This window comes from Paenibacillus sp. FSL H8-0122 (assembly GCF_038005345.1).
Lineage (GTDB): Bacteria > Bacillota > Bacilli > Paenibacillales > Paenibacillaceae > Paenibacillus_AQ.
Map to the genome: position 1 here is coordinate 7,055,054 of NZ_JBBOTB010000001.1, position 25,644 is coordinate 7,080,697.

The window sequence follows — 25,644 nt, forward strand, 5'->3', positions numbered from 1 at the left end:
CTGCCCCTCGGCTGGTGGTAACGGGTGCTTATGATGAGGGCTCTGCTCTAACAGAGCCTATAGGAGGAACCGATATGGATGCACAAATAAGGCCGGAGCCGGGTGCCGCCGGGGCGCAGGCCAAGCAGAGAATCAGCGGCAGGGCAGTGCTGCTATCGCTTGGCGTCTTGCTTGCGAATATTGTGGTCAACGGGCTGATTTTCCTGTTTTTCCGCGATTCAACGCTTCAACCGCTGCTGACTGCGGTGCTCGCAGTGTTGTGGGGCGTGCTGGGCGTATATCTGATCTACTACACCTTGACCTGGGCAGTGGAGCAGTACCCGGACCATGTCCGCAGGAAGGTGCTGCCATATGTTTTTGTCGGACCGGCTGTCCTTATTCTAGGTTGGCTGCTGATTCTGCCTGCCCTGCGGACGCTGTACTTAAGCTTCTTCAACGCGTCCTCCGAGAAGTTCGTCGGACTCAGCAATTACGCCGCCATCTTCAGCGACCGTCTGATGGCTACGGCTCTGCGCAACAACCTGCTCTGGGTGTTCGTGGGCACGCTGGCCTGTGTCTGCTTCGGGCTGCTGATTGCCATTCTTGCCGACCGGAGCAGCTATGAGCGGATCGCCAAATCGATTATTTTCATGCCGATGGCTATTTCCTTTGTTGCCGCCGGGGTCATCTGGAAGTTCGTCTATTATTATCAGCCGGGCGATGAGCAGATTGGACTATTGAATGCGATTGTGACCTATTTCGGCGGTGAACCGCAGGCCTGGACGAGTATGCTGCAGCCGTGGAACAACTTCTTCCTGATTATCATTCTGATCTGGATGCAGACGGGGTTTGCGATGGTTATTTTCTCGGCGGCCATCAAAGGAGTGCCCGAGGATATTCTGGAGGCTGCACGGGTGGATGGCGCGGGTGAGGTGAAGATCTTTTTTGGCATCATGATTCCTTACATCTCTACGACGATTCTGACGGTGACTACCACGATTATTGTGTTTACGCTGAAAATATTTGACGTTGTCATGGTGATGACAGGCGGTCAATACGATACAGAAGTTGTAGCGACGCAGTTCTACCGGCAGTTCTTCATGTACCGCAACTTCGGCTACGGCTCTACGCTGGCTATCGTGCTCCTGATCGCGGTATTGCCTGTTATCCTTATTAATCTGCGGCAGTTCCGCAAGCAGGGGGGATTCTAATGGTGGGCACCAAGAAAAAAAAGGGCAGCAAAACGGCCGTCAATCTGATTCTGGGCGTCATCTGCTTCCTCTGGATTCTGCCGACCTTCGGACTCTTCGCCTCCTCCTTCCGTCCCGCGGCGGATATTCTGCAGACCGGCTGGTGGAAGGTGTTCCCCCATCAGGAATGGAAAGCGGGCGAGACGGTGCAGCTGTCCAAGGAGGTTGATCTGCGGGAGCCGATTGAGGTGAACGGCAAGACCTATACGGATGAACAGCTCAAGGCAGGGGTGAAGGCGGATGGCAGCCGCCTGATGTGGGAGAACCGCAGGGCACGTACGGTGAATATGCAGGAGCAGGGCTGGCAGGCGGTGCCTGACCTCACGCTCGACAACTATAAGAATGTGCTGTCGGGCAAGGAGTACACACTCAAGGGAGCGGATGGCAGTGAAACGGTGCAAAAGGGGAGCGGATTGTCGCAGGCGTTCTGGAATACACTGACGATTGCTGTTCCGGCGACGGTGATTCCGGTGCTGATCGCCTCTTTTGCCGCCTATGCCTTCGCCTGGTTACGGTTCCCCGGACGCAAGACGCTGTTCGTCATCATTATTGCGATGCTGGTCATTCCGATTCAGGTTGCGCTCATTCCGGTACTCAAGGATTACACAGCGCTTGGGCTGAACGGCAGTTATCTGGGAATCTGGCTGGCACATACGGCCTTCGGCCTGCCGCTGGTTACGTACTTCATGTACAACTTCATCAGCCAGCTGCCGAAGGATCTGTTTGAATCTGCTTTTATTGACGGCGCCAGCCACTTTACTATTTTCAGCAGACTGATTCTGCCGCTGTCGGTGCCCGCGCTCGCTTCGATCGGCATCTTCCAGTTCCTCTGGGTATGGAATGATTATCTGGTGTCGCTGATCTTCATCGGGAACCAGCCGTCGGTGCAGGTCATGTCGATGAAGATCGCCGATCTGGTCGGCTCGCGCGGCAATGACTGGCATCTGCTGACCTCGGCAGCCTTTATCTCGATGCTGATGCCGCTGGCGATCTTCTTCCTGCTGCAAAAGTATTTCGTCCGGGGTCTGATGGGCGGATCAGTCAAAGGCTGATCTGCGGCTGGGACAAGAGCAGTCGGCAATCGGGAGGAGAATACGAAGATGAGACCGGAGATCAGTACGGAGATAAGTACGGAGATACGCACGGAGATGAACATAAAGATGAAGTCCTGTGAGCATCCTCCCGCCCTATATCCTTACAGGGAGTGGAGTATCGAAGAGGAACACTACGAGGATGAATACAATCAGCGGAGCGAGAGTGTCTTCGCACTAGGCAACGGCTATATCGGCATGCGCGGGAATTTCGAGGAAGGCTATCACGGCAAGGCTGGGGCTTCGGTAGCCGGGAATTATCTGAACGGCTTCTTTGACTCTGAGCCGGTTGTCTATCCTGAGGGGGCCTTCGGGTACCCCTCCCGCAACCAGGCCATGCTGAATGTGAGCGATGCCCGTATCATCCGGCTGAGCATCGAAGGCCATGAGTTCCGGCTGGATCAGGGGAAGCTGCACCGGTATAAGCGCCGGCTGGATATGCGGAGCGGTATGCTGCACCGGGAGCTGGAGTGGGAGTCTCCCGACGGACACCGGATACTGCTGGTGATCCGCCGGATGGTTGCCTTGACGCATAAGCATCTGGCAGCTATCGACTATGCGGTGACGGCGCTGAACTTCTCCGGGACACTGAAGTTCGATTCAGCGGTGGACGGCGAGATTGCCCGGCCTGAGGATACCGGTGACCCGAGGCTGGGGGCGGGCGGCGGCGAGTCCCGCCTGCTGCTGGAGGATACCGGATATGACGCTGCCGCCCGGAAGCTGTGGATGAAGCAGCGCACCCGCCACACGCGGTTTGCGCTGCTGACCGCTGTCAGCCATGCGCTGCAGGCGAAGTCCGGGCGCGAGATGAGCCACCAATTGATCGGGCAGCGCATCTCCGTCTGTTACGCCGCTGCTGTCCGCAGCGGAGAGACGGTGACGCTTACCAAATATATAACGTATCATACCTCCAGGGATTACAGGGAGGAGGAGCTGCCCGGCCGGAGTGCTGAAGTCTTGGCGCTGGCCAATGAGCTGGGCTTCGCCGGTCTGGCCGAGGAGCAGCAGGCGTATCTGGACAGCTACTGGGCACATGCGGATGTGGAGATTAGCGGTGATCCTGCACTCCAGCAGGGCATCCGCTTCAATGCTTATCAGCTGCTGCAATCCGTGGGCCGGGACGGAGCAACGAATATCGGAGCCAAGGGCTTAACCGGCGAAGGCTATGAGGGGCATTATTTCTGGGATACGGAGATGTACATGCTGCCGTTCTTCACCTTCACGCAGCCGGAGATCGCCCGTGCGCTGCTGGAATTCCGTTATGCTACGCTCGGCAAGGCCAGAGAGCGGGCAGCGGTCATGTCGCAGAAGGGGGCGCTGTACCCGTGGCGGACCATTGACGGCGAGGAGAACTCCGCCTACTTCCCCGCAGGCACTGCCCAGGCGCATATCAATGCCGACATTGCCTACGGCCTGAAGCAATATATCCAGGCCACTGGCGATATGGATTTTCTGGTTAGCCGGGGTGCAGAGATGCTGTTCGAGACCTCAAGGTTCTGGGCCGATCTGGGCCACTACAACCCCGCGCACGGAGGGGCCTTCTGCATTGATGCAGTAACAGGGCCGGATGAATATACGGCGATTGTGAATAACAATGCTTACACCAACCTCATGGTGCAGGATCAGCTCCAGTATGCCTATGAGACGGCGCTGCTGCTTCAGCGGGAGTATCCGGCGGATTACGAACGGCTGCGGCAGGCGATCGGGCTAACTCTTGAAGAGGCGGAGGGTTGGAGAGAGGCCGCAGCACGGATGTTCATTCCTTTTGACAAGCAGCTCGGGATCTATGCCCAGGATGACACCTTTCTGAGTAAGCAAAAATGGGATTTCGATCATACGCCTGCGGATAAGTATCCGCTGCTGCTCCACTATCACCCGCTGGTGATCTACCGGCATCAGGTGCTGAAGCAAGCCGATCTGGTAATGGCTCTGTTCCTGCTCGGGAACAAGTTCAGCCTGGCGGATAAGCTGCGCAACTACCATTATTATGAGCCGCTGACGACGCATGACTCGTCGCTGTCTCCGTGCATCCACAGTATTATGTCTGCGGAGATCGGCGATCTGGCCGGGGCATACCGTTATTTCAGCCGCACGGTACGGATGGATCTGGACGATATCAACTACAATGCCAAGGACGGGCTGCATATGGCGGCAATGGCCGGGTCATGGATGTCGATTGTGAACGGCTTCGGCGGCATGCGGCTGTACGACGGAGAGTTGAGCTTCGATCCGGCTCTGCCGGAGCAGTGGGAGAGCTACCGCTTCAAGGTTACAGTGGGCGGTCAGCTGCTGGATGTCTTCGTTGACCGTGAGGCCGTGTTGTATACGCTGCTGGAGGGGACGGGGCTTGGGATCAGGCATAAGAAGCAGCCGCTGCGGCTGCTTCCGCAGGAGCCGGTGAGGATTTCGCTGGCGCACCGGCTGGAGGCCGTAATCTTCGATCTCGACGGCGTGATTACGGATTCCGCCGAAGCTCATTATCTGGCCTGGCAGGCCCTCGCGGATGAGCAGGGTATACCCTTCAGCCGGGAAAAGAATGAACGGCTGAAGGGCGTCAGCCGGATGGAGTCGCTGGAGATTGTGCTGGAGGGCAGCGGCCTTGCGAAGCTGCCTGAAGCCGGGAAGCTCCGGCTGGCGGAGCAGAAGAACGATCATTACCGGCAGATGATCGGCCGTATCACCCCGGCGGACCTCCTGCCGGGGATCCGGGAGCTGCTCGATTCCCTGCACGAGCGGGGAATCTCCGTGGGGCTGGCCTCGGCCAGTCTGAATGCGCCGCTCATTCTGGAGCGCCTCGGCGCAGCACGTTGGTTCCAGGCCGTTGCCGACCCGGCTGCGCTCCGGAAGGGCAAGCCCGACCCGGAGATCTTCCTGCAGGCGGCAGAGCGGCTGGGTGTTCCGCCGGGCAACTGCATCGGCGTGGAGGATGCAGCCGCAGGCGTGGCCGCGATCCGCGCGGCGGGCATGAAGGCTGTGGGCATAGGGGAGGCCGGGCAGCTTGGCGCGGCCGACCTGGTGCTGCCCTCTACGGCGGAGCTGGACGCAGGGAAGCTGCTTGAGCTGTTCGCGCGTTAACCGCTGGCGGTAGGCGGCATCGGGCAGTGGGATTGCTGTCCGTACAGTCAGGGAGCGGGCGCGTGGCCGGCTGTATGCGAATACAATTTGTTAAGCGAGGACTAGTGTACCAAATGTATGCGAAAAAGCGAATACAATGTGCTGGCGAGGAATAGAACGTTAATTACTCAAAAGTCGATTTTGTTCGCTACATAGCACTTACTATGAGATTAAACAAGGGGCTGTCCCATAGCCATGCAATGGCTGTTTGGGCAGCCTCTTCTGTTTCGGCTTTGGCCGGAAGCGGGCTATACGGGGAAATGAAGGGGATAAATCCCATTAAATCAGCCGGAAACGGGCCGGATGGGGAAATGAAGGGGATAAATCCCATTAAATCAGCCGGAAACGGGTCGGATGGGGAAATGAAGGGGATAAATCCCATTAAATCAGCCGGAAACGGGCCGGATGGGAAAATGAAAGGGATAAACCCCATTAATTTGGCCGGAAGCGGGCCGGATGGGAAAATGAAGGGGATAAATCCCATTGAATCGGCCGGAAACAGGCCCGATGGAGAGGGGCTGTCCCAAGAGTAATTTTCTATGAGCGACGACAGCCACTTGCAGAAATCTCCGGAAGCCTCGATTGTTCTTCAGTTGTCCAAGCAATTTCCGGTTCTGTCATTCAGCGTACAGCTAATGGGTCGTCTTTTAAGGCAACACCTCCTTACGCAACTGCCGAACGCCCTCTGAGCGATTTTTTTGTTTCTTTTTTAGCATGGATGAGTGGTTTCCCGCTTAAGCAGCGGTGCGGACGGAACGATTGTGTAAAAGCGGAAGCGGTCGCCTTTGTGTCCGGATTTTCACCGCTAAGGGGAATGAAAAAAATCTGGACACAACAGCGATTGGAACAACGGTCCGTTTGCGGAGCGTCCACCTAAGTGCTCAGGTTGGTCACACTCCGCAATAAAGAGCTGTCACAAGCAGCCATTTCATGACTTTTGAGACAGCCCCTTCTTTCGGTGTACGCCCAGCATGGGCGCCATCACTAGGGTGAAAGTCCCGGACGGGGGCTGGCGAACGCCTACCGTTAGCCAAGAGCAAGGGTGTCCGCCGCGAGGCGGAATCTGAAGGAAGCTGGAGGTAAATGCACGTACCAAGGTATACGAACTCAATTTGAGATAGGGATAGTCGGATGAGTCATCACAACATGACAAAATCCTAGTCAGCAGAGGCCATAGTACGGGAGTGCGGGACGCCAGAAACCGAAAGGAGAGAGGAAACCGATGCCTTCGCATGAAGAGCAAAGACAGCAGAATATCTCGCAAGAGAGCTTATGGCAAAGAGGAGCGGTGAAGCCGTCAGGGCAAAAAAGATCCTTACTTCTAGGAAAAAGCAGAGTGCCGGAGTACTATACATGTTTAACTATCATTCGACGTTAATTCAACTCTTTCGGAAATATTTTTACTTATTTCTTCAGGATTTTTAATGCCAATGATCAACTTTGATATTTTGAATTTACCAACTTTAAAGCTATCCAAATCGAAATGAAGAGTTTCTAGCTCATTCTCAAAAAAGTGCAGTTGAAAACCACCTTTTGATCTAAATAACCCATTTCTCTTTTCTCCTAATAAAGCACCATATAGTTTAAAAGCATTTGGTATCGGTCTGCCTGTTGTTATTCCCTTGATGAAAGAGTATGGAATTTGCAACCCTTTATCTATTTTTAAAAAGGGTGAGTTTCCAAGGTCGATATTTACGTAGGTTTCCATTAGTTGAATTTTACGTTCCATATTTTGAATCCCCATTCCATTTATTTCGCAACTCATAATTACATATAATACCACAAAACCCTCTTTTCATAAAAAAGTCTAAGCTCTGCCCGTTGGCTTAACGCACGCCGCCAGTCCACAACTTTAATTTTCAGTCTAATTGATGCATTCGAGAAGGAAGGAGAGGAGCTTTTCCGTTATTTGTTATTTGATTGTGATGTTTTATTATTCTTCTTTAGGTGGCTAAATTTCTTTTCTGAAAGTGTGATCAGCACAATCGGCGAGAAGAACGTTCTAATTAAGATTTTGCTGCAAGGCTGGTTGTTCTTTAGTAAGTCGCCACGTGACCATGAATTTGTTGTCCTTGATCCTGACACACTGGAGCTTGCTGTCGCGGCGATGTATGGGGTTTTTTCGATAGTGGCCCTCTCAAGTAGCAGCCCTCTCATGTAGTCCCCCCCTCCTCCAGCTCCACAGGCAGAATGTGCGCGGCGGCCACGCTCTGGCCCTGCACCTGCTGCAGGATCAGGTCCACGGCGAGCTTGCCGATCGCTTCCATCGGCTGGCGGATGGTGGTGATATGCGGGTCGAGCAGGCTGCGGAGCATAATGCCGTCATAGCCGACGATCTTCACATCCTCCGGGACGCGCCGTCCTCTGGTGCGGCAGGCCTTCAGGGCATAGGCGGCGATGATATCACTGCCCGCAAAAATCCCGTCCACCTCAGGATGCTCCGCAAAGAGCTGCCCGAGCAGCTGCTCGTAAGCTTCGAAGTCGAAGCTGTTGTTATCGGTATGGAGGGTGACATACTCCAGGCTGTGCTGCTTCGCCATATCCTCGAAGGCCACGCAGCGCAGATGGGATAAGATATTCAGCTTGGGATGCCCGCCGATATGGGCGAGGTGCCGGCAGCCTTTTTGAATCAGAAGAGTAGTAGCCAGCTTGCCTCCCTCATAATTATCCGAGCAGACATAAGGGATATCCGGTGAGATCTGCCGGTCAAACGTCACCAGCGGCAGATTCATCTGCCGGTAGGCTTCCACCTCCAGCGTATGGCTGCCCATAATAATGCCGTCTACCCGGCTTGCGCGCAGCATGTGGATGTATTCCTGTTCCTTCTGCTTGTCCTGCCACGAATTGCAGAGCAGCAGCTTATAGCCTTCCCGGTAGGCATGTTCCTCAATATGACTGGTCAATTCGCCGAAAAAAGGCAAAGACACATGCGGAATAATCAGTCCGATGATGTTGGATTTCGAGCGGCTAAGGGAGCGGGCCAGTTCGTTCGGCCGGTAATTCAGCTCCTCCATCGCCTGGTGCACCCTGTGCTTCAATTCCTCGCTTAAGTAACCCCTGTTGTTCAGTACCCGGGATACGGTGGTTGCCGATACGCCAGCCTTCAGCGCAACGTCTTTGATGGTCGGCATGGCCTGGCCTCCTGTCTGAGCAGTCAACTGCAGATTCATTCTAACGTGAGCGGTCTGCTCTGTCCAATATCGGCGGCTGCTGTCGCTTTTTGTTGTTTCTAAAAACACCTTTACCCCCTATAATTGTATCAAAGCAGTCCCCGTAATGAAGCCTCATGTATACATTATCCTTCTACTTGTCAGATTCCGATTATAGATAGATGAACGGGAGTGTGCGAATGAGTGTAGATCATATTCATCTCAGGTTGTTAAGAAGCTTGCTCTTGCCTCTGCTGATCTTCCTGTGTATAACAGGACCGGCAGGAACTGCATACGCCGCAGCCGGAGAGCTTCCCGCCCGGAACGTACTGGTGCTGCATTCCTATCAGAAGGGCTTTGCCTGGACTGATGACCAAAGTGCCGGAATAGAGGAACGTCTCAAGGGCACAGCTAATCCTCCCGTCATCTACACTGAATACATGGACTGGAAAAGGTACCCCACGCAGGGGAACCTCGAACATTTCTACGAAACCATCCGCTTCAAGTATCAGAACATCCCTATTCATACGATCATTACAACGGACGATGCGGCCCTGAGCTTCGCAATGAAGTACCGCCATGAGCTTCTGAACGATGCTCCGGTTATTTTCAGCGGGGTCAATGAGCTGGGGGTGTCCAGTATCGGGGACCTGAGCAACATGACAGGCGTTATTGAGAAAATCGATGCGGCACCCACCATCCGTATGGCGATGGACCTCAACCCTTCGCTGAAAAAGGTGTATGTCGTCTTCGATAATTCGGAGAGCGGACTGTCAACCGGCCGGATGGTGATGGATCAGATTAGCGCCTTGAATCCGGGGCTTGAGCTGTTCCCCATGAACCGCTTGTCCATGGAACAGATCACAGCCACGGCAGCGGCGCTGTCCCCGGACAGTATTGTGCTGATGACTACATATTATAGTGACTCTACCGGAAGAATTGTGGAATTCGACAGGTTCGCAAGCGAGCTGGGCAAGAGCAGCAGTGTTCCGGTGTACCATATCTATGATTTTGCATTGAACCACGGCGCCTTCGGCGGGAGCCTGATCAGCGGCAGAATGCAGGGGCAGACGGCGGCCGATCTGGCACTGCGTATCCTGAAGGGGGAGCGTGCCGGGGATATCCCGGTGGTGACCGACAGCAATGTACGCAAGGTGTTTGATTACAATGAGCTGCAGCGGTTCAAGATATCACCGGATAAGCTGCCGAAGGGCAGCGAGGTGATTAACGAGCCGTTCTCTTTCTATCAGACCTACAAGGTGCTGGTGCTGAGCATCGTGGCTGCTTTTGCGGTGCTGGTAACCTTCATTCTGGTGTTGTTATTCTATGTGCAGCTGGTCAGAAGGATCAGAAGCAATCTGGAGAAAAGCAATGAACGCTTCAGCCTGGCAACCTACGGCTCGGATGCGGTAATCTGGGACGTTGACATGTCTACCATGATCTATTATTTCTCGGACAGCTGGTATGAGGTGCTGGGCTATGCCCGGGATGAGCTTAATGAGAGCCGCGGCGGCTGGCGGGATATTCTCCATCCGGAGGATGCTGAGCAGGAGAACCGGCTGCGCATCCAGCATCTGGAGGGTCGTTCTTCTTACTACTACGCTGAATACCGGATGCGGAGCAAGGCAGGCGAATACAAGTGGTTTCAGGCCCGGGGCAAGGTGCTGCGTAATGCGGGCGGCGGATATATCCGGTTTGCCGGGTCGATGGTGGATGTCACGGACCGCAAGGGTTATGAGAGTAAGCTGCAGACGAGCTATCAGGAGCTGGAATCGACCTATGAGGAGCTAACTGCTCTGCAGGATGAGCTGCTGGAGCAGTATAACAAGGTGGTGGAGAATCAGGCGCTGCTGCAGACCAGTGAGGAGAAATACCGGCTGCTGGCTTATAATGACGTGCTTAGCGGTCTGCCGAACCGGCTGTCGTTAGCCGAGGAGCTGCAACAATTCATTGAAAAGCATTCCGGCGGCCATGCGGCGTTGTTCTTCCTGGATCTCGATAACTTCAAGTACATTAATGACTCCATGGGCCATACCTTCGGGGATGAGCTGCTGGTTCAGGTCGGAGAACGGCTGCTCAGCCGCTCTGACGGGCGCAGTAAGCATTTCCGCTTCGGCGGCGACGAGTTTGTGATTCTGTTCAAGGATGTGGCAGAAGCAGGTGAGGTGATCCGCTATGCGGATTCTCTGGTACAGGGCTTCATGGAGCCGTTCCAGCTTCATGCAAGTGTGGTGCATATCTCGGCCAGTATCGGGATTGCCCAATACCCGGAGAACGGGAAGAGTGCGGAGGAGCTGCTGAAGAATGCAGACATTGCCATGTATAAGGCCAAAGAAGCGGGCAAGGGCAGCTATATGATCTACGGGCAGGAGATGCAGCAGTATTTTGACGAACGGATGATTATTGAGAATCACTTAAGAAGCGCGGTATCCAATAATGAGCTGTCGCTGCATTACCAGCCGCTGGTGGATACCGGCTCCGGTGAGCTCTGGGGCTTCGAGGCGCTGATCCGCTGGAACAGCCCGGTGCTCGGCTTCGTCTCCCCCTTATCCTTCATCCGCATTGCCGAGGACTGCCGCCTGATCATCCCCATAGGGGAGTGGGTGCTGCGGGCTGCCTGCCGGTTCACCAAGGATCTGCAGAATCAGGGCTATGAGGGCTATCATATCTCGGTCAATATCTCCGTCATTCAGCTGATGCAGGATGACTTCACAGAGATGGTGCTGAGCGTGCTGGAGGATACCGGGCTTGCGCCGGAGCATCTGGAGCTGGAGATTACGGAATCGATCTTCATGGAATCCTTCGAGGCGATCAGCTCCAAGCTGGAGGCGCTCAAGGAGAGGGGCATTGGCATTGCGCTGGATGACTTCGGAACGGGCTATTCCTCACTCAGCTATCTGAAGCAGCTCCCGATTACTACCCTGAAGATCGACAAGTCCTTCATCGACAGCATCGATACCCCGAACAATAGGTCGCTGGCCAGCTCCATCGTCACCATCGGCCATGATATGGGACTGAACGTTACGGCTGAAGGGGTGGAGACCCCGGAGCAGCTTGCTTTTCTGGAGCGGACCCGCTGTGACAAGATTCAGGGCTACTATATCAGCAAGCCTATTCCGGAGAAAGAGGTCGCGGGCTGGGTCGCTGGGCGGATGGCGGGTTGAGGTAAGTTAGCGCTATTTCAGCAGCTTCCGCGCCAGCTTGACCTTGCTGCCGTAGGGCGGGTAGACAATGCCGAGGTCCAGGCGGGTGCCCCGCTTAACAATGCTTTTGTGATGGGAGAAGAGGTCGAAGCTGTATTTGCCGTGGTAGCCGCCGATCCCGGAATTACCGACACCGCCGAACGGCAGCCGGGTGCTGGCTACATGGGAGATGGTATCGTTAATGCAGCCGCCGCCGAAGGACACCTCAGTCATTACCTGTTGCTCCACCTGCTTATCGCGGGTGAACAGATAGAGGGCAAGCGGCTTCGGACGGGCATTGATGCTCTGGATGGCCTCCTCCAGCCGGGTATACTCCATAATCGGCAGCACAGGCCCGAAGATCTCGTCCTCCATGGAAGCGTCACTCCAATCCGCCGGATAGATCAGGGACGGCTCGATGTACAGCTCCTCAGGAATCACTGTCCCGCCCAGAATCAGCTTATCGCGGTCCCGCTCCAGCATCTCCCCGATCCGCCGCAGCTGGCGTTCATTCACGATCCGTCCATAGTCTGTGTTATGCCGGATATCAGTGCCATAGAAATCGGTGACGCAGCGCTTCATCCGTTCGGTCAGCTCCGCTGCCACCTCGCTATGGACCAGCAGATAATCAGGCGCAATACAGGTCTGCCCCACATTGATCAGCTTCCCCCAGATAATCCGCTTCGCGGCGGTCTCCAGGTCGGCGCTCCGGTCTACGATTACGGGGCTTTTGCCGCCCAGTTCAAGGGTGACTGGCACCAGGTTCTTCGCCGCCGCTTCCATGACAATTCTGCCTACAGGCACACTCCCGGTGAAAAAAATATAATCGAACGCCGCATGAATCAGCAGATTCGTCGTTTCCTTCTCCCCCTGTACTACCCGGATATAGGCGGGATCAAAGGTCTCCCGGATCATATCCTCGATGACAGCGGAGGTAGCGGGTGTACTCTCGGAAGGCTTCAGTACGGCGCAGTTCCCGGCGGCAATGGCGCCGATTAACGGCTCGATCAGCAGCTGGAACGGGTAGTTGAACGGCCCGATAATTAGCACCGTCCCGTAAGGCTCGGCTATGATTCTGCTCCGTGCCGGGAACAGGTGCAGCGGTGAGCCTACCTTCACCGGCTTCATCCAGCGCCGCAGGTGCTTCATCATATAGCCGATGCTGTCCAGCGTGAATCCGATCTCTGTGGCGTAAGCCTCGAACTCGCTTTTATGCAGATCCTGGTTCAGTGCAGCGATAATCCGGGCTTCATTGCGTGAGATGGCATCCTTCAGCTTCTGAAGCTGCTCCAGCCGGAAGCCGGGGGTTCTCGTGACTCCGCCGGTGAACCATTGTCTGTGCTCAGCCAGCAGCCGGTCGATCTGTTGTGCGGTGTATGGTGGCATGCTTGTATCCTCCTTGGTGATCTGCGGTTCCTATAGATTGCCTGCCGAAGAGGGCAGAGTCTGGATGTAATCATGCATCCGGCTCCGGTTCAGCAGGGTGATTTCATTGCCTTTGAATTCGATCCAGCCCTGGTCGCGCAGGAATCCCAGCTCCCGCGACAAGGAAGGGCGGGCGGTATTCATATGCTCAGCCCATTCCTTCCGGCTGAAGGGGAGCTTCAGGGTATCAGACTCCTGCTGCTCTCCCTGTTCCAGCAGGAAGTCTACGATACGGCGACGCAGCGGTCCGGCGGACAGGTTCTCAATCTTCCGGTTCACGAGCACCAGCCGCTCGGACAGATTCTCGATGAAGCGGGTGAGGATATCGGTGTCAGCCGCGAATAATCTCAGCAGCTCCTGCTTGCTGATGAACATCACCTTGCAGGGACCTGTGGCTGTAACCGTAGCGGGCACGGTGTTATTCCTGCGGAACAATACGGCTTCGCCGATCGTCTGCCCTTCCTTCAGATGCGCGATGGTCACACTGCTGCCAGTGGGGTGTGTCTTCTGCACCTCAATGCGGCCGGAGAGCAGAATCCCAAGCCGGTCCGCCGGATCGCCCTCTGCCAGAATAATCGCCTTCTTATGGTAGGAGCTGACAGCGTAAGCCAGCGTATGCAGCAGTTGTTCGATCTCTTCTACGGACTTTCCGCGAAATAGCAGGCAGGATTGCAGCGAAGCAGGCTCCGGTCTCATACTTTTCCTCCCGATGTGTTGTGATTGGTAACATTCGTTACCGATTGATAGACGAAAGTCTACTACAATTATTGGTAACTGTAAAGGCGAGGCACAGAGCGATTCCATTAATGATAAGGAGTGATTCAGGTAATGAGCGAAATGTTTTGTTTCCAGTGTCAGGAGGCAGCTAAGGGGACGGGTTGTACGATTCAGGGGGTGTGCGGCAAGACCAGTGAGGTAGCGAATCTGCAGGATCTTCTGGTGTATACACTTAAGGGCATTGCCGTCTTCGCGCGCAGCGGGCGTGAGCTGGGGATTACTGATCCGGTGACGGAGAGATTTATTATAGAGAGCTTGTTCGCTACGATTACCAATGCCAACTTTGTGCCGGAATATTTCACCGCGAAGATCCGCGAGGGTCTGGCCCTGCGGGATACGTGGCGCAGCAGGGTGGCGGATGCCGGAGTGGCGGCGTATCTGTCTGATCATGACGCGGCGAACTGGAATGCAGTGACGGATGAAGAGCTGATGGACAAGGCGGCAACGGTAGGTGTGTTAGCTACAGAACATGAGGATATCCGTTCCTTGCGCGAACTGCTGACCTACGGTCTGAAGGGGATGGCTGCTTACATGGAGCATGCTGCGGTATTGGGCTTCTATGAAGCAGGAGCCCATGCTTTTATGGAAAAAGGCTTGGCTGCCGCCCTTGATGACAGTCTGAGCGGCGCTGAGCTGACGGCTCTGGTGCTGGAATGCGGCAAGTTCGGCGTAGATGTGATGGCCTTGCTTGACCGTGCGAACACCGCAGCCTACGGCAACCCTGAGATTACCAAAGTGAACATTGGTGTAGGCACGAATCCTGGTATTCTGATCAGCGGTCATGATCTTAAGGATATGGAGGCGCTGCTGAAGCAGACCGAGGGTACCGGAGTGGATGTGTATACGCACAGTGAGATGCTGCCGGCCCACTACTATCCGGCCTTCAAGAAGTATAGCCATTTCGTTGGCAACTACGGCAATGCATGGTGGAAGCAGAATGAGGAATTTGCCAGCTTCAATGGTCCAATTCTGATGACCACGAACTGCATCGTGCCGCCGAAGGACAGCTACAAAGACCGGCTGTACACGACAGGCAACACCGGGTATCCGGGAATTCAGCATATCGCGGCAGGCGCGGACGGAGAGAAGGATTTCTCACCCCTGATCGAGCAGGCCAAGAGCTGCAGTGCTCCGGTGGAGATTGAGACAGGCGAGATTATCGGCGGCTTCGCCCATGCGGCTGTAATGAATGTGGCGGATCAGGTGGTTGGAGCGGTAGAGAGCGGGGCCATCAAGCAATTCTTCGTCATGGCCGGCTGCGATGGACGGATGAAGAGCCGGAATTATTACACCGACTTCGCAGCAGAGCTGCCTAGTGACACGGTGATCCTTACCGCAGGCTGTGCCAAATACAAATATAACAAGCTGGCGCTTGGCGATATCGGCGGAATTCCCCGCGTGCTTGATGCCGGCCAGTGCAATGACTCCTATTCCCTTGTGGTTATAGCGCTTAAGCTGAAGGAAGTGTTTGGTCTTGCGGATATCAACGATCTTCCGATCTCCTATAACATTGCCTGGTATGAGCAAAAGGCGGTCATCGTACTGCTGGCGCTGCTGCATCTGGGCGTGAAGAACATTCACCTGGGTCCTACACTTCCGGCGTTCCTGTCGCCTAATGTAGCCAAGGTCTTGGTCGATACCTTCGGTATCGGCGGGATTACTACCGTACAGGAAGACATGGAGCGGTTCATTGCTGCGGTCTAATACCATACAGATTCAGCATTAGCCAAAATACACAAAAGCGAGTCTCCGTATACGGAGGCTCGCTTTTGTGTATGGATATGAACATCACCGTCAGCGTTTACGGCAGCCGGTAGACTGCAAACGGCTCGCCGGTGCGGAGGGCGGCGCTGGCCTGGTCAAGCTGCTCAAGTGTTCCTGCATCCGGTGAAGCAGAGAGACTCTGCAGATTATGCTGTACCTGCTCTACTGTAGTTGCGCCGACAATCACTGTGGAGACGGCGGGCCGGTTCATCAGCCAGGCCAGGGATAGAGCCGCAGGTGAAGTGCCCATCTCCTCCGCAATTGCTTGAACCTGCTCCCCGAGCGAGATGCGCTCCGGGGTAAGGAAGCGGCGGAAGTTCGGATCGGTCTCTGCTCTGGAGCCGGCAGGGGCACTGCTGCTGCCGACATATTTGCCGGTAAGAATGCCGCCCGCCAGAGGGAAGTATGGGATGATGCCCAGCCCCTGATCCAGGCAGAGCGGAAGCAGTTCGGCTTCGGGCGTGCGGTCAGCCAGCGAATAGCTGCATTGGATAGAGATGTATTTCGCCCAGTTACGCGCTTCGCTGATTCCGAGCGCCTTCATCAGCTCCCAGGCGGCATAATTGGAGGCTCCGATATACCGCACCTTGCCTGCGGAGATCAGATCATCCAGCGTGCGCAGTGTTTCCTCCAGCGGTGTGTAGGGGTCGAAGGTGTGAATCTGGTACAGATCCACATAGTCGGTCTTCAGCCGGCGCAGGCTGCCCTCCAGCTCCTGCATCAGATGATGGCGCGAAGAGCCGCTGCCGCCGGGTCCCTCATGCTTCGGCAATCCGGCCTTGGTCGCCAGCACAGCGTTATGGCGTCTGCCTTCAAGCGCAAGGCCAATGATCCGCTCCGATTCAGAGCCGGCATAGATATTGGCGGTATCGATGAAATTAATGCCCTGATCCATAGCGGTGTGCAGAATGCGGACCGAGGTCTCCTGATCTGCCCGTTTGCCGAAGGAATTGGTTCCAAGACCCAGGGCGGACACCTGCAGGCCGCTATTGCCCAGACGGTTATATCTCACGCTCTCACTTCTCCTTATATAGTAGTAGTCTTAGCAGAATCACGCACAAGCAGCTTGCCGCCGGACTCCAGGCGACTCTCCTGCGACCGGGCAAGATTAATTACCGCATGCTCCTCCTGGAGCAGCTCAATCTCCTCGCTCAGCTTGAGGAGCAGCCTGGAGAAGCGGCTTAGCACACTGTCTGTGATGTACCCGGTGAATTGTCCCGGATGGGCGAATACCTCAAGCATCTGCCGGAGCGGGTCTGTGCCGGAGCCGAACTCTCCGTTCATACGGCTCAGGGCAGCCTGAAGATCACGGATCAGGCTGCCGAGGTGGCTGTATTTATCCTCCAGCAGCAGCATGACTACCAGGCCGTAATTCACGGATTGCTGGCGGGATTCCACATTCTTGGCCAGCTGGCGCGCTGCCTCCAGCAGTCCGTCCGTCTCTGTCCGCAGCAGGCTTGCGAGGCTATGCAGACGATGCTGCAGTACCCCGGCGTGTCCGGCGTACAGGCCGCTGCCGGTGACCTGGCCGCTAACGTAAATACTGCCGGTGGCTATAATTGTAGATTGGCGGATATCGCCATAGACGTACACATTCCCGAGGGCTTCAACCCGTACAGGTCCTTCCAGATCTCCCGGTACAATGATGTCACCTGCGAACATAACATCGCCCGCAGGATCGGTCATCTCGCTGGTCAGCAGACAGGCTGGAGGGAAGTCACATATCCGGACGCTGCTGTTTCCTCCGCAGATGCGGGGTCTGCCGGTATGCCGGGCCACGATATGACCGCAGGGAAGGAGCTTGGCATGATTACCGGCAGCAAAGTAGAGATCCTGCGGCGGGGGAGGGGGCAGTACCCTTCCGTCTGTGTCGAGGCCGGGAATGCCTTCTTCGGGCGGCAGTTTGCGGGCGAAGACTTCGCCTGCAAAGGTAAAGGGGGCCCCCGGGAAACGGAGATACTCCATGGTATCCTCAGGCTTCTGACCCGGGGCTCCCTGTCCCTGAAGCATCCGGTTCCCCTCCAGTGTATGCTCCGGCAGCAGGAATTCCAGCCGGGCTTCCTTGCCGGGCAGCGGGGATCTTCCTTCAGCGATGCATACGGGAAGATATGTAGGGTTCTCCAGCTCCGCGTACAGGGCGGGAATGTTCAGGTTGCGCAGAATAAAACGGTTGTCCAGTGAGGCGATAATCTGTTCTATGGTAAGCGTGGACAGCAGCATCGCCGGATTGGGCTGGGCACGGACAACCGCTTCGAAGGCGGCAGGACAGTTGACCAGATTCCAGGCGTACTTCTCTGCACGGTATAAAGTGAAGTGGACCTTGAGCTTGTCAGGCGATACGGTAATTTCATATTGCGGCTTCTCACAGATCTCCCAAGTGATATAATCCGCCCTGGTGACCTCGGTTGGTTCTGTAACGGTCTTCCAGTTGATCTTCAGGACAACAGGGTGGATCGCAGAAATGCGGGCGGGAGCACCTCCGGGGAGCGGGGGAGTAATAAATATCTGGTTGTCCTGCACGAGGATAATTCCATTCTTATCTCCAGTTGTCCCGTCAGAAGCTCGGCCCTCCACAGAGAATGAATCCAGGAGACCTTTACGTTCGAGCATCAGGGACTCTACGAATTCATATCGGCTTGGTTCGATATCCTGCTGCGGCATGGTTGTAACCTCACTTTTTCGTATGATCAATGGCAATTCGTACAGAAAAAGAACATCATCAAGCCTGGGAGGCTTCCCCCTCCTGAACAGCTGGCTTAAGTGGTCTCTATTGGCAGCCTGGCAACCGTAAACGCAGATTCTGGCGTTCTTAGGCCCATAGCTTTGCGTCCTGCCCTTTCGGGGAGTTTGCCTTTAGAAATAGATCAATGATATACATCCTGTAGAGGCAATGAATAGTGGTCGACTGCAATCGACAAAAAGAATCATAAATAGTTCTTATGCGTCATTAACTTCTGCAAACAAGCTTAATTCTAGTACTTAAAGAGCTATTTTTCAACTATATTATGCCTATTTATCAAAAAACTCGAAATATGCAGCTCTATTTCGACAAAAAAACTGGTTTCCCAGCGCTTACAGCTTATGGAAGAGGCAGAAGGGGGGAAGTGTGAGCATTGAACTGTTGGGACACTCTGGGCTTGGTAAGACCCGGAGTGTTCCTTTTTGATAAGGAGTATTGCGAGTATGAATGTTATGTATATGTTAACTATGTAAATAAACACAAACATTCAGTGCATTATTTCGTAATAAAACCGAAGACATCCCAAATTCATTGTAATATAATCTAACTCATACCAAGGAAACGCGAATTAATGTTAATTAATATAACATTGATAGAGATAGCGACATCAGGAGAGGAGCATAAACCATGCAGATTGCAGCAACACCTTACATCTGGCCTTATGACGGGGCTGTGGACCCGGCGAAGACAGCGCTGATGATTATCGACATGCAGACGGATTTTTGCGGCAAGGGCGGTTACGTCGAGAGAATGGGTTATGACCTCTCATTAACAGCGAGGGCGATTCAGCCCATTCAGCGGCTGCTGGCACGTATCCGGGAGATTGAAGGGTTCACCGTGATCCATACCCGCGAGGGGCATAAGCCGGATCTGTCGGATCTGCCGGCGAACAAACGGTGGCGCAGCCGCCAGATCGGGGCCGAGATCGGCTCCGAAGGACCGGCGGGACGAATCCTCGTGCGGGGGGAGCGTGGCTGGCAGATCATTGAGGAGCTGGCGCCTGCCCGCGGAGAGTACATTATAGACAAGCCGGGCAAAGGGAGCTTTTACGCAACGGACCTGGACCTGATCCTGAAGAATAAAGGAATTACCCATCTGATTCTGACCGGTATTACGACCGATGTCTGTGTACACACCACGATGCGGGAAGCCAATGACCGCGGGTACGAGTGTCTGATTCTTGCGGATTGCACGGGAGCGACGGATGAAGCGAATCACCTGGCGGCGCTGAGTATGGTTCAAATGCAGGGCGGGGTGTTCGGCAGTGTAAGTGATTCACAAGCGGTGCTGCGTGCGCTGGAGCAATACTAAATCATTCATAAACGGGGGAATAACCATGTGGAACAAGTCCAGAACGAAAGCGCTGATGCTGTTAACCTCGCTGATGCTGCTCCTGACCGCCTGCGGTAACACTACGGAAGCCGGTAAGGCCGAAGGCCAGGGAGCGGAAGGCTCAGGCGAGCTGAAGAAGGTGGTGCTCCGGCTGAAGTGGATTCACCAGGCGCAGTTTGCCGGCTTTTATACCGCGGTGGAAAAAGGCTTCTATAAAGAAGCGGGGCTGGATGTTGAGATCCGCCCGGGGGGCTCGGATTTCCCGGCTGTGCAGATGGTAGCTTCCGGCAGTGAGGAGTTCGGAGTTACGGGTGCCGACCAGGTCGTCATCGCCAGAGAGAAAGGCGTCCCTGTCAAAGCGTTATCGGCGATCTACCGCAAAACCCCGTTCGTCATGTTCACACTCAAAGAGTCCGGGATCAAGACTATGGAGGACCTTGTCGGGCAAAAGGTAGGCATTAAGCTGGGCGGCAACGAAGAGCTGACCTTCCGGGCCATGGAGAAAAGCGCGGGCATCGACCCTTCGCAAATCGAAGAGATGCCGGTCAAATACGATCTGAGTCCGCTGTTGACCGGGCAGGTCAAGGCCTGGCCCGGCTATGTCATTAATGAAGTGCTGGCTGTAGAGGAGCAGGGCAAGGAAGTGAATATTATCGACCCGAACGACTATGGCATCAATTTCTATGCCGATACCTTATTCACTACGGAGTCTATCATCAAGAAGGACCCGGAGATGGTCGCAAGCTTCGTGCAGGCCTCCATGCAGGGCTGGGATTATGCAGTGAAGCATCCAGACGAAGCGGCGGAATTCGGCCTGAAGTATGGCGAGAAGCTGGATCTGAAGCATGAGGTCAATATGATGAAGGCCAGCATTCCGCTGCTTGATCCGGAGAAGCTCCCGCTGGGCTCGATGGATGAGGCGTCCTGGGAGACCCTGCAGAAGAATCTGGTCGAGCTGGGCTTTGTGAAAAAGGAACAGGACATACGCGGATTGTTCACCAATGAGTTTTTGAAATAAGGAGGGACCCGATAATGACAACAGCGATCAAAGAACAGCTGGATGCTGCCGCCGCGCAGCATCCCGGTACCCGGGAAACCATGCTCTCCCTGCGCAACTGCTCTCTTTCCTTCGGCAACGTGCCTGTGCTGGATCAGGTCAGTCTTGATGTATACCGCAATGAATTCATTTCGATTCTCGGACCGAGTGGCTGCGGGAAATCCACAACACTCCGGCTGATGCTGCGGTTGTTAAGCCCGGAGGCCGGTGGAGAGGTGGCGTATGCCTCACCTGATCTCTCCCTGGGCATGGTCTTCCAGAAGCCTGTCCTGATGCCCTGGCTGAATGCGCTACAGAATGTCATGCTGCCGCTGGAGCTGGGCGAGAAGAAGAAGTTCAGTAAAGCCGAGGCGCGTGAAAAAGCAGAAAGTGCCCTGCGCCTGGTCGGTCTGCAGGATTATCTGAACCACTTCCCGCATCAGCTCAGCGGCGGGATGCAGCAGCGGGCGGCGATTGCCCGGGCCCTGGCTGCCGATCCGACGGTGCTGCTGATGGATGAGCCGTTCGGCGCGCTGGATGAGCTGACACGCGAGAAGCTGAATTTCGAGCTGCTGCGGCTGTGGGAGAGCCCGGAGACCAGTCTAAGCAGCATTGTGATGGTTACCCATTCCATTCATGAATCCGCGCTGCTGTCAGACCGGGTCGTGATGATGTCTCCCCGGCCCGCCGGTGTGACGGATATCATTCCGGTGACGCTGCCCTCCCCGCGTGAGGCGGGCATGGAAGAGCTGCCGGAATTCCACCGGATTGTCAAGGAACTGAGAAAGCGGGTGAAGCATCTATGACGGTCAAAATCAAAGACACCCTGTACCCGGTCACGTTTGCGCTTGGCTTCCTGCTTCTCTGGGAGCTGGCTGTACGTCTCCTGTCGGTTCCGATGTATCTGCTGCCTGCGCCTACGCAGGTAGTCTCGGCAATTAATGGCTCGCTCTGGTCGCATACGCTGGTTACGCTGGGCGAAGCGCTGACCGGGTTCATTCTCGCCAATATCCTTGGCCTGGCTACCGCAGTGATTTTCGTGCATTCCAAGCCAATAGAGAAGGGAATGTTCCCGCTGGCCATCGCCCTTAAGACTACGCCGCTGGTGGCGCTGGCCCCGCTGCTGGTCGTTTGGCTGGGGACCGGGTATACCTCGAAGGTAATCGCCTCGATGCTGATCTGCTTTTTCCCGATTCTGGTGAATAGTGTTAAGGGTCTTAAGGCGATTGAATACGAAGCCTGGGAGCTGTTCTCGACCTACAAAGGGACGAAGAGCGAAATCTTCTGGAAGCTGCGTCTGCCGACGAGTCTGCCTTATATCTTCTCTGCCCTGAAGATCTCCACCTCGCTCGCCATTGTCGGAGCCATCGTCGGCGAATTCGTCGGAGCGAATAAGGGACTGGGTTATGTGGTGCTTGTCTCTTCCTATCATATGGATACGCCGGTGATGTTCTCGGCCATTATTGCTTCGGCGCTATGCGGCTTGCTGCTGTTCTGGTGTATCGGGCTGCTGGAGAAACGGGTTATTTTCTGGACAAGGAGCGATGATCTATGATGAACTGCTCGGTTATCCGCATTCCTGCGGGTGCGCCGCATGATATGTCGGGCCTTGGCGCGGCGGTGGAAGCGGGGCTGTTCCGGCCGGAGGAAGTGGTCGCGGTGCTGGGGAAGACGGAGGGCAACGGCTGTGTGAATGATTTTACGCGGGGTTATGCGGTCATGGCACTGAAAGGATTCTTCGCTGAAGCGGCAAAAGAAGAGGCTGCCGATATCTCCTATGTGATGTCCGGCGGTACGGAAGGGGTGCTCAGCCCGCACTTCACGATTATCAGCCGCAGCGGACAGGGGGAGCCGGGGGTGGCCGCTGATGGCCTGAAGTCACTGGCCATTGGAGTCGCCAGAACCCGGAGCTTCCAGCCGGGGGAGCTGGGCAGACTTAGTCAGGTGGACGAAGTGGCGGATGCCGTGGCCCGTGCGGTTATGGATGCGGGCATTACCTCTCCTTCGGATGTGCATTTTGTACAGATCAAGTGTCCGCTGCTTACCGCTGAACAGATCTATGAGGCGCACAGTCATGGGGTATCGCTCATCACAGAAGATACTTATAAATCGATGGGATATTCCAGAGGGGCCTCTGCACTGGGTGCCGGGGTAGCGCTGGGTGAGGTGGATCGTGCGGCTCTACAGGAAGAAGATATCTGCACGGACTGGAATCAATTCAGCGCGGTAGCCTCCACTTCGGCGGGCAGTGAGCTGTCCTGCTGCGAAGTGATTGTGTTCGGGAACTCGCTGTCTGCGGATGGCCCGTACCACATCGACCATGCCGTGATGCAGGATGCAGTGGATGGCGCTGCGCTACAAGGCCTGCTGGACCGGTATCCCGGTGAGGAGCTGGTGCAGGTGCTGGCCAAGGCTGAAGCCGATCCCGATGGCATAATCCGCGGACGCCGCCATATCATGCTGGATGACTCGGATATCAATCATACCCGCCATGCGCGGGCTGTAGTCGGGGGTGTGCTGGCCTATGTCGGCGGCGACCCGATGATCTACGTCTCCGGCGGAGGCGAGCATCAGGGGCCGAAGGGCGGAGGGCCGGTGGCGGCTGTGTTCCGCCGCAGGTAGCGGAGCTATATAGATTGAACTATAAATTTAAGTTAAAGGAAAAGTGGCGGAGGGGAATATAGGATACAACTACATTTTATCCATCATGGGGGAATCGAATATGCATACACAGGAAACGAAAGTGCTGGCAGCAGCAGATATGACATGGGAGCTTATGCCGAATCACATAGAGCTGTATCACCGGGAGATTGTCTCGGCAACGGAGGCGGACCGCCTGGGTATCCGGATGAGCTCGATTCTGTGGGAGAAGCTGGGGATCGGCGGCCAGGTCTTGCCGCACTATCATGATGTAGTCGAAATCATTCATATTACCGTAGGAGAGGTCAAGCTGCTATGTGACGGGGAGTGGTACAGCTACCGGGCTGGAGATACGTTCCATGTGCCTGCGGGCGTAGTCCATTCTGTCAGGAATACAGGGGATTCTCCCTCGGAGCAGATCAGTATTTTTGTCCCGGCGGAGGCGGAGGTGCCGGGGAACAGCTTCTTCGGCACTACACTAATCGAGGATATCTATTCTTCCAAGCTATAGTAAAGGCGGCGGAGCCATGGGCAGCAATGTAATTACCGGTTTGACCTGCAGCGATATTCTGCTGATTCCCGACCTGAAGGAAGCGGCCCTGCTGGCCGGAGCCGGGGGCCTTGGGCGTTATATTAACCGGGTCAATGTAATGGAGGTTCCCGATGTCATTGACTGGGTCCGTCCGGGAGAGTTCCTGATTACCAGCGGCTTCCCCTTTCATAACCGGCCGGAGCTGATCGCAGAGATTATTCCCCAGCTGAACCAGAAGGGAGTGTCCGCGCTTGGGATCAAAACCAAACGCTATATCGATGAGATTCCGCCGAAGGCTCTGGAACTTGCGGATCAGCTGGGCTTCCCGATCTTCGAGCTGCCCGCCTCCACCTCCTTCTCCGATGTGGTCCGCGACATTATGGAGCGGGTGCTGGTGCAGGAGGCGCGGGAACTCTCACAGCTGCAAAGCCGCTTCCAGAAGCTGTCGAAGCAGCTTCTCCATGGCGACGGGATTGAGGATTTCCTGCTGACCCTGGACGGCATGCTGCATAATCCGGTCGTCCTGCTGGATGATACGGATCAGGTCTTCTGTTCTCCGCAGGCGGAAGCGCTGAAGCTGGAAGAGCAGCTTCCGGCCTGGATACAGCTTCGCCAGGAAGGCAGTCTTGGCATTACATTCCTCACAGTTGGAGAACGGCGAATCCGTGCCTATGTCTCGGCCGTCAATGACAAGGGGGCAGACCAGTGTCTGTTGGTGCTGCTGGAGTGGAACAGCGAGCTGTCGGTAGTGGATCAGTTAACGATTGACCGGGTCGGTGTGCTGGTCGGCCTGGAGATGATCAACGCCGGGGCCCGCCGGGAAGTGGAGCTGAAGTATGTGGACCAGTTCCTGCAGGACTGGATCAGCGGGCGGATTGCTGCTGCCGAGGATCTGAAGCTGCGCGGCGCGGCCTGCGGCTGCCCGCTCCCGGAGCGCCCGCTGCGTGCTGTAACCGCCGGATGGCTGGAGGATAAGCCGGAGCTTAAGCAGCTGCAGCAGGTAGTGAAGCGGGTGCGTGCCCGGGCAGACCTGCAGCATGTGAAGCTCACCATCCTTGAAGGGGAGCTGGTCCTGACCGTGCCGGAGCAGCCGGAGCTTCCGCTGGAGGAGACGCTGGGGCGTCTGCTGGCCGAGATGAACCGGGTGTTTGTCAGCGGGAGCTGCGCCTTCTGTATTGGCGATCTTGCGGACGGCCCTGATCAGGTGCGGTTCAGCTATGAATCCTCCCGCAAAATCGCCCGCATCCGCCAAATCAGCGGCTACAGCGGGTCTTATGTCGATTACCGGAAGCTGGGTGTCTTCCGGCTGCTGTACCATCTGCCCGAGCTGGAGGAGATCACCGAGTACAGGGATCAGTATATTGCTCCGCTGCTGGAGTACGACCGCAAGCATAATGCTTCCCTGCTACAGACGCTCCAACTGTATTTCAAGTGCAACCGCAACGTCAAGCGGACCTCCGGCGAGCTGTTCACACATTATAATACGGTCACCTACCGGATCGACCGGGCCTGCGAGCTGCTGGGATTAAGCCAGGATGACGGTGACGATATGCTGGAGCTGCAGCTTGCGCTGAAGCTGCATGAGATGGGCAAGGGCCGCAGGTCCGGTACCGATACGCAGAGAAGGAGATGA

Annotated in this window: 20 protein-coding genes and 1 riboswitch; of the genes, 14 read left to right on the forward strand and 6 right to left on the reverse strand. The window is 55.6% G+C overall.

Annotated features, from left to right (window positions below):
• Positions 1-74 precede the first annotated feature (74 nt).
• The 4 genes from NSS64_RS30390 to NSS64_RS30405 all read left to right on the forward strand — a co-directional run bounded on the left by NSS64_RS30390 (position 75) and on the right by NSS64_RS30405 (position 5,967).
• Complete coding sequence (locus NSS64_RS30390) at positions 75-1,190, forward strand: carbohydrate ABC transporter permease (RefSeq protein ID WP_340946332.1); 1,116 nt, start codon at positions 75-77, stop codon at positions 1,188-1,190.
• Positions 1,190-2,281, forward strand: coding sequence for a carbohydrate ABC transporter permease (locus tag NSS64_RS30395; RefSeq protein WP_341142549.1), 1,092 nt, complete (start codon positions 1,190-1,192; stop codon positions 2,279-2,281). Before NSS64_RS30390 ends, NSS64_RS30395 begins: the two co-directional genes overlap by 1 nt.
• Before the next feature lie 48 nt (positions 2,282-2,329).
• Positions 2,330-5,395, forward strand: coding sequence for a beta-phosphoglucomutase (pgmB, locus tag NSS64_RS30400; RefSeq protein ID WP_341142550.1), 3,066 nt, complete (start codon positions 2,330-2,332; stop codon positions 5,393-5,395).
• 299 nt (positions 5,396-5,694) lie between these two features.
• The gene (locus tag NSS64_RS30405; protein WP_341142551.1) at positions 5,695-5,967 is read left to right on the forward strand and encodes a hypothetical protein; all 273 of its coding nucleotides are present in this window, start codon (positions 5,695-5,697) and stop codon (positions 5,965-5,967) included.
• Positions 5,968-6,791: 824 nt separating this feature from the next.
• Here the strand turns inward: NSS64_RS30405 and NSS64_RS30410 are convergent.
• Positions 6,792-7,163, reverse strand: coding sequence for a hypothetical protein (locus NSS64_RS30410; protein WP_143803528.1), 372 nt, complete (start codon positions 7,161-7,163; stop codon positions 6,792-6,794).
• Between the two features lie 243 nt (positions 7,164-7,406).
• On the opposite strand from NSS64_RS30410, the gene NSS64_RS32850 reads away from it, so the two are divergent.
• Positions 7,407-7,595, forward strand: coding sequence for a hypothetical protein (locus NSS64_RS32850; protein WP_445667862.1), 189 nt, complete (start codon positions 7,407-7,409; stop codon positions 7,593-7,595).
• Here NSS64_RS32850 and NSS64_RS30420 read toward each other — a convergent pair.
• Positions 7,588-8,565: a LacI family DNA-binding transcriptional regulator gene (locus tag NSS64_RS30420; RefSeq protein ID WP_341142553.1), complete on the reverse strand. Its 978-nt coding sequence runs from the start codon at positions 8,563-8,565 to the stop codon at positions 7,588-7,590. The genes NSS64_RS32850 and NSS64_RS30420 overlap by 8 nt on opposite strands.
• Positions 8,566-8,783: 218 nt before the next feature.
• Between NSS64_RS30420 and NSS64_RS30425 the strand changes: the two genes are divergently transcribed.
• Entirely contained in the window at positions 8,784-11,747 is a 2,964-nt protein-coding gene (locus NSS64_RS30425) for an ABC transporter substrate binding protein (RefSeq protein WP_341142554.1), read from the forward strand.
• Between the two features lie 12 nt (positions 11,748-11,759).
• On the opposite strand, the gene NSS64_RS30430 is transcribed toward NSS64_RS30425, so the two are convergent.
• Entirely contained in the window at positions 11,760-13,151 is a 1,392-nt protein-coding gene (locus NSS64_RS30430; protein ID WP_341142555.1) for an aldehyde dehydrogenase, read from the reverse strand.
• A gap of 30 nt (positions 13,152-13,181) precedes the next feature.
• A complete protein-coding gene (locus NSS64_RS30435) occupies positions 13,182-13,886 on the reverse strand; it encodes a Crp/Fnr family transcriptional regulator (protein ID WP_340946345.1) in 705 nt (234 codons plus the stop codon).
• A 132-nt stretch (positions 13,887-14,018) separates the two neighbouring features.
• On the opposite strand from NSS64_RS30435, the gene hcp reads away from it, so the two are divergent.
• Complete coding sequence (hcp, locus tag NSS64_RS30440; RefSeq protein ID WP_341142556.1) at positions 14,019-15,671, forward strand: hydroxylamine reductase; 1,653 nt, start codon at positions 14,019-14,021, stop codon at positions 15,669-15,671.
• Positions 15,672-15,768: 97 nt separating this feature from the next.
• On the opposite strand, the gene NSS64_RS30445 is transcribed toward hcp, so the two are convergent.
• Together NSS64_RS30445 and NSS64_RS30450 are read right to left on the reverse strand one after the other, a co-directional pair.
• Complete coding sequence (locus NSS64_RS30445; protein ID WP_341142557.1) at positions 15,769-16,743, reverse strand: aldo/keto reductase; 975 nt, start codon at positions 16,741-16,743, stop codon at positions 15,769-15,771.
• 14 nt (positions 16,744-16,757) lie between these two features.
• The gene (locus NSS64_RS30450; protein WP_341142558.1) at positions 16,758-18,392 is read right to left on the reverse strand and encodes a flagellar assembly protein A; all 1,635 of its coding nucleotides are present in this window, start codon (positions 18,390-18,392) and stop codon (positions 16,758-16,760) included.
• 108 nt (positions 18,393-18,500) lie between these two features.
• Positions 18,501-18,593: riboswitch (cyclic di-GMP riboswitch) on the reverse strand.
• Between the two features lie 505 nt (positions 18,594-19,098).
• Here NSS64_RS30450 and biuH point away from each other — a divergent pair.
• The 7 genes from biuH to NSS64_RS30485 all read left to right on the forward strand — a co-directional run bounded on the left by biuH (position 19,099) and on the right by NSS64_RS30485 (position 25,644).
• Positions 19,099-19,782, forward strand: coding sequence for a biuret amidohydrolase (biuH, locus tag NSS64_RS30455; RefSeq protein ID WP_341142559.1), 684 nt, complete (start codon positions 19,099-19,101; stop codon positions 19,780-19,782).
• Between the two features lie 25 nt (positions 19,783-19,807).
• Positions 19,808-20,821: an ABC transporter substrate-binding protein gene (locus NSS64_RS30460; protein WP_341142560.1), complete on the forward strand. Its 1,014-nt coding sequence runs from the start codon at positions 19,808-19,810 to the stop codon at positions 20,819-20,821.
• Between the two features lie 14 nt (positions 20,822-20,835).
• Positions 20,836-21,645 carry an ABC transporter ATP-binding protein gene (locus NSS64_RS30465; protein ID WP_341142561.1) on the forward strand — a complete coding sequence of 270 codons (810 nt, stop codon included), beginning with the start codon at positions 20,836-20,838 and terminating at the stop codon, positions 21,643-21,645.
• Positions 21,642-22,394, forward strand: a complete 753-nt coding sequence (locus NSS64_RS30470; RefSeq protein ID WP_036728133.1) for an ABC transporter permease — start codon at positions 21,642-21,644, stop codon at positions 22,392-22,394. The genes NSS64_RS30465 and NSS64_RS30470 overlap by 4 nt, the downstream gene beginning before the upstream one ends.
• Positions 22,391-23,461 (forward strand): ring-opening amidohydrolase, encoded by a 1,071-nt coding sequence (locus NSS64_RS30475; RefSeq protein ID WP_341142562.1) that lies wholly within the window; start codon positions 22,391-22,393, stop codon positions 23,459-23,461. The genes NSS64_RS30470 and NSS64_RS30475 overlap by 4 nt, the downstream gene beginning before the upstream one ends.
• A 100-nt stretch (positions 23,462-23,561) precedes the next feature.
• Positions 23,562-23,990, forward strand: coding sequence for a cupin domain-containing protein (locus tag NSS64_RS30480; protein WP_340946357.1), 429 nt, complete (start codon positions 23,562-23,564; stop codon positions 23,988-23,990).
• A 16-nt stretch (positions 23,991-24,006) separates the two neighbouring features.
• Positions 24,007-25,644, forward strand: a complete 1,638-nt coding sequence (locus NSS64_RS30485; RefSeq protein WP_341142563.1) for a PucR family transcriptional regulator — start codon at positions 24,007-24,009, stop codon at positions 25,642-25,644.

Excerpts from the sequence above, each read along its gene's own strand:
- NSS64_RS30390 (WP_340946332.1), top strand. The coding sequence starts at position 75 with ATGGATGCACAAATAAGGCCGGAGCCGGGTGCCGCCGGGGCGCAGGCC.
- NSS64_RS30395 (WP_341142549.1), top strand. The coding sequence starts at position 1,190 with ATGGTGGGCACCAAGAAAAAAAAGGGCAGCAAAACGGCCGTCAATCTG.
- pgmB (WP_341142550.1), top strand. The coding sequence starts at position 2,330 with ATGAGACCGGAGATCAGTACGGAGATAAGTACGGAGATACGCACGGAG.
- NSS64_RS30405 (WP_341142551.1), top strand. The coding sequence starts at position 5,695 with ATGAAGGGGATAAATCCCATTAAATCAGCCGGAAACGGGCCGGATGGG.
- NSS64_RS30410 (WP_143803528.1), bottom strand. The coding sequence starts at position 7,163 with ATGGAACGTAAAATTCAACTAATGGAAACCTACGTAAATATCGACCTT.
- NSS64_RS30420 (WP_341142553.1), bottom strand. The coding sequence starts at position 8,565 with ATGCCGACCATCAAAGACGTTGCGCTGAAGGCTGGCGTATCGGCAACC.
- NSS64_RS30425 (WP_341142554.1), top strand. The coding sequence starts at position 8,784 with ATGAGTGTAGATCATATTCATCTCAGGTTGTTAAGAAGCTTGCTCTTG.
- NSS64_RS30430 (WP_341142555.1), bottom strand. The coding sequence starts at position 13,151 with ATGCCACCATACACCGCACAACAGATCGACCGGCTGCTGGCTGAGCAC.
- NSS64_RS30435 (WP_340946345.1), bottom strand. The coding sequence starts at position 13,886 with ATGAGACCGGAGCCTGCTTCGCTGCAATCCTGCCTGCTATTTCGCGGA.
- hcp (WP_341142556.1), top strand. The coding sequence starts at position 14,019 with ATGAGCGAAATGTTTTGTTTCCAGTGTCAGGAGGCAGCTAAGGGGACG.
- NSS64_RS30450 (WP_341142558.1), bottom strand. The coding sequence starts at position 18,392 with ATGCCGCAGCAGGATATCGAACCAAGCCGATATGAATTCGTAGAGTCC.
- biuH (WP_341142559.1), top strand. The coding sequence starts at position 19,099 with ATGCAGATTGCAGCAACACCTTACATCTGGCCTTATGACGGGGCTGTG.
- NSS64_RS30460 (WP_341142560.1), top strand. The coding sequence starts at position 19,808 with ATGTGGAACAAGTCCAGAACGAAAGCGCTGATGCTGTTAACCTCGCTG.
- NSS64_RS30465 (WP_341142561.1), top strand. The coding sequence starts at position 20,836 with ATGACAACAGCGATCAAAGAACAGCTGGATGCTGCCGCCGCGCAGCAT.
- NSS64_RS30470 (WP_036728133.1), top strand. The coding sequence starts at position 21,642 with ATGACGGTCAAAATCAAAGACACCCTGTACCCGGTCACGTTTGCGCTT.
- NSS64_RS30475 (WP_341142562.1), top strand. The coding sequence starts at position 22,391 with ATGATGAACTGCTCGGTTATCCGCATTCCTGCGGGTGCGCCGCATGAT.
- NSS64_RS30480 (WP_340946357.1), top strand. The coding sequence starts at position 23,562 with ATGCATACACAGGAAACGAAAGTGCTGGCAGCAGCAGATATGACATGG.
- NSS64_RS30485 (WP_341142563.1), top strand. The coding sequence starts at position 24,007 with ATGGGCAGCAATGTAATTACCGGTTTGACCTGCAGCGATATTCTGCTG.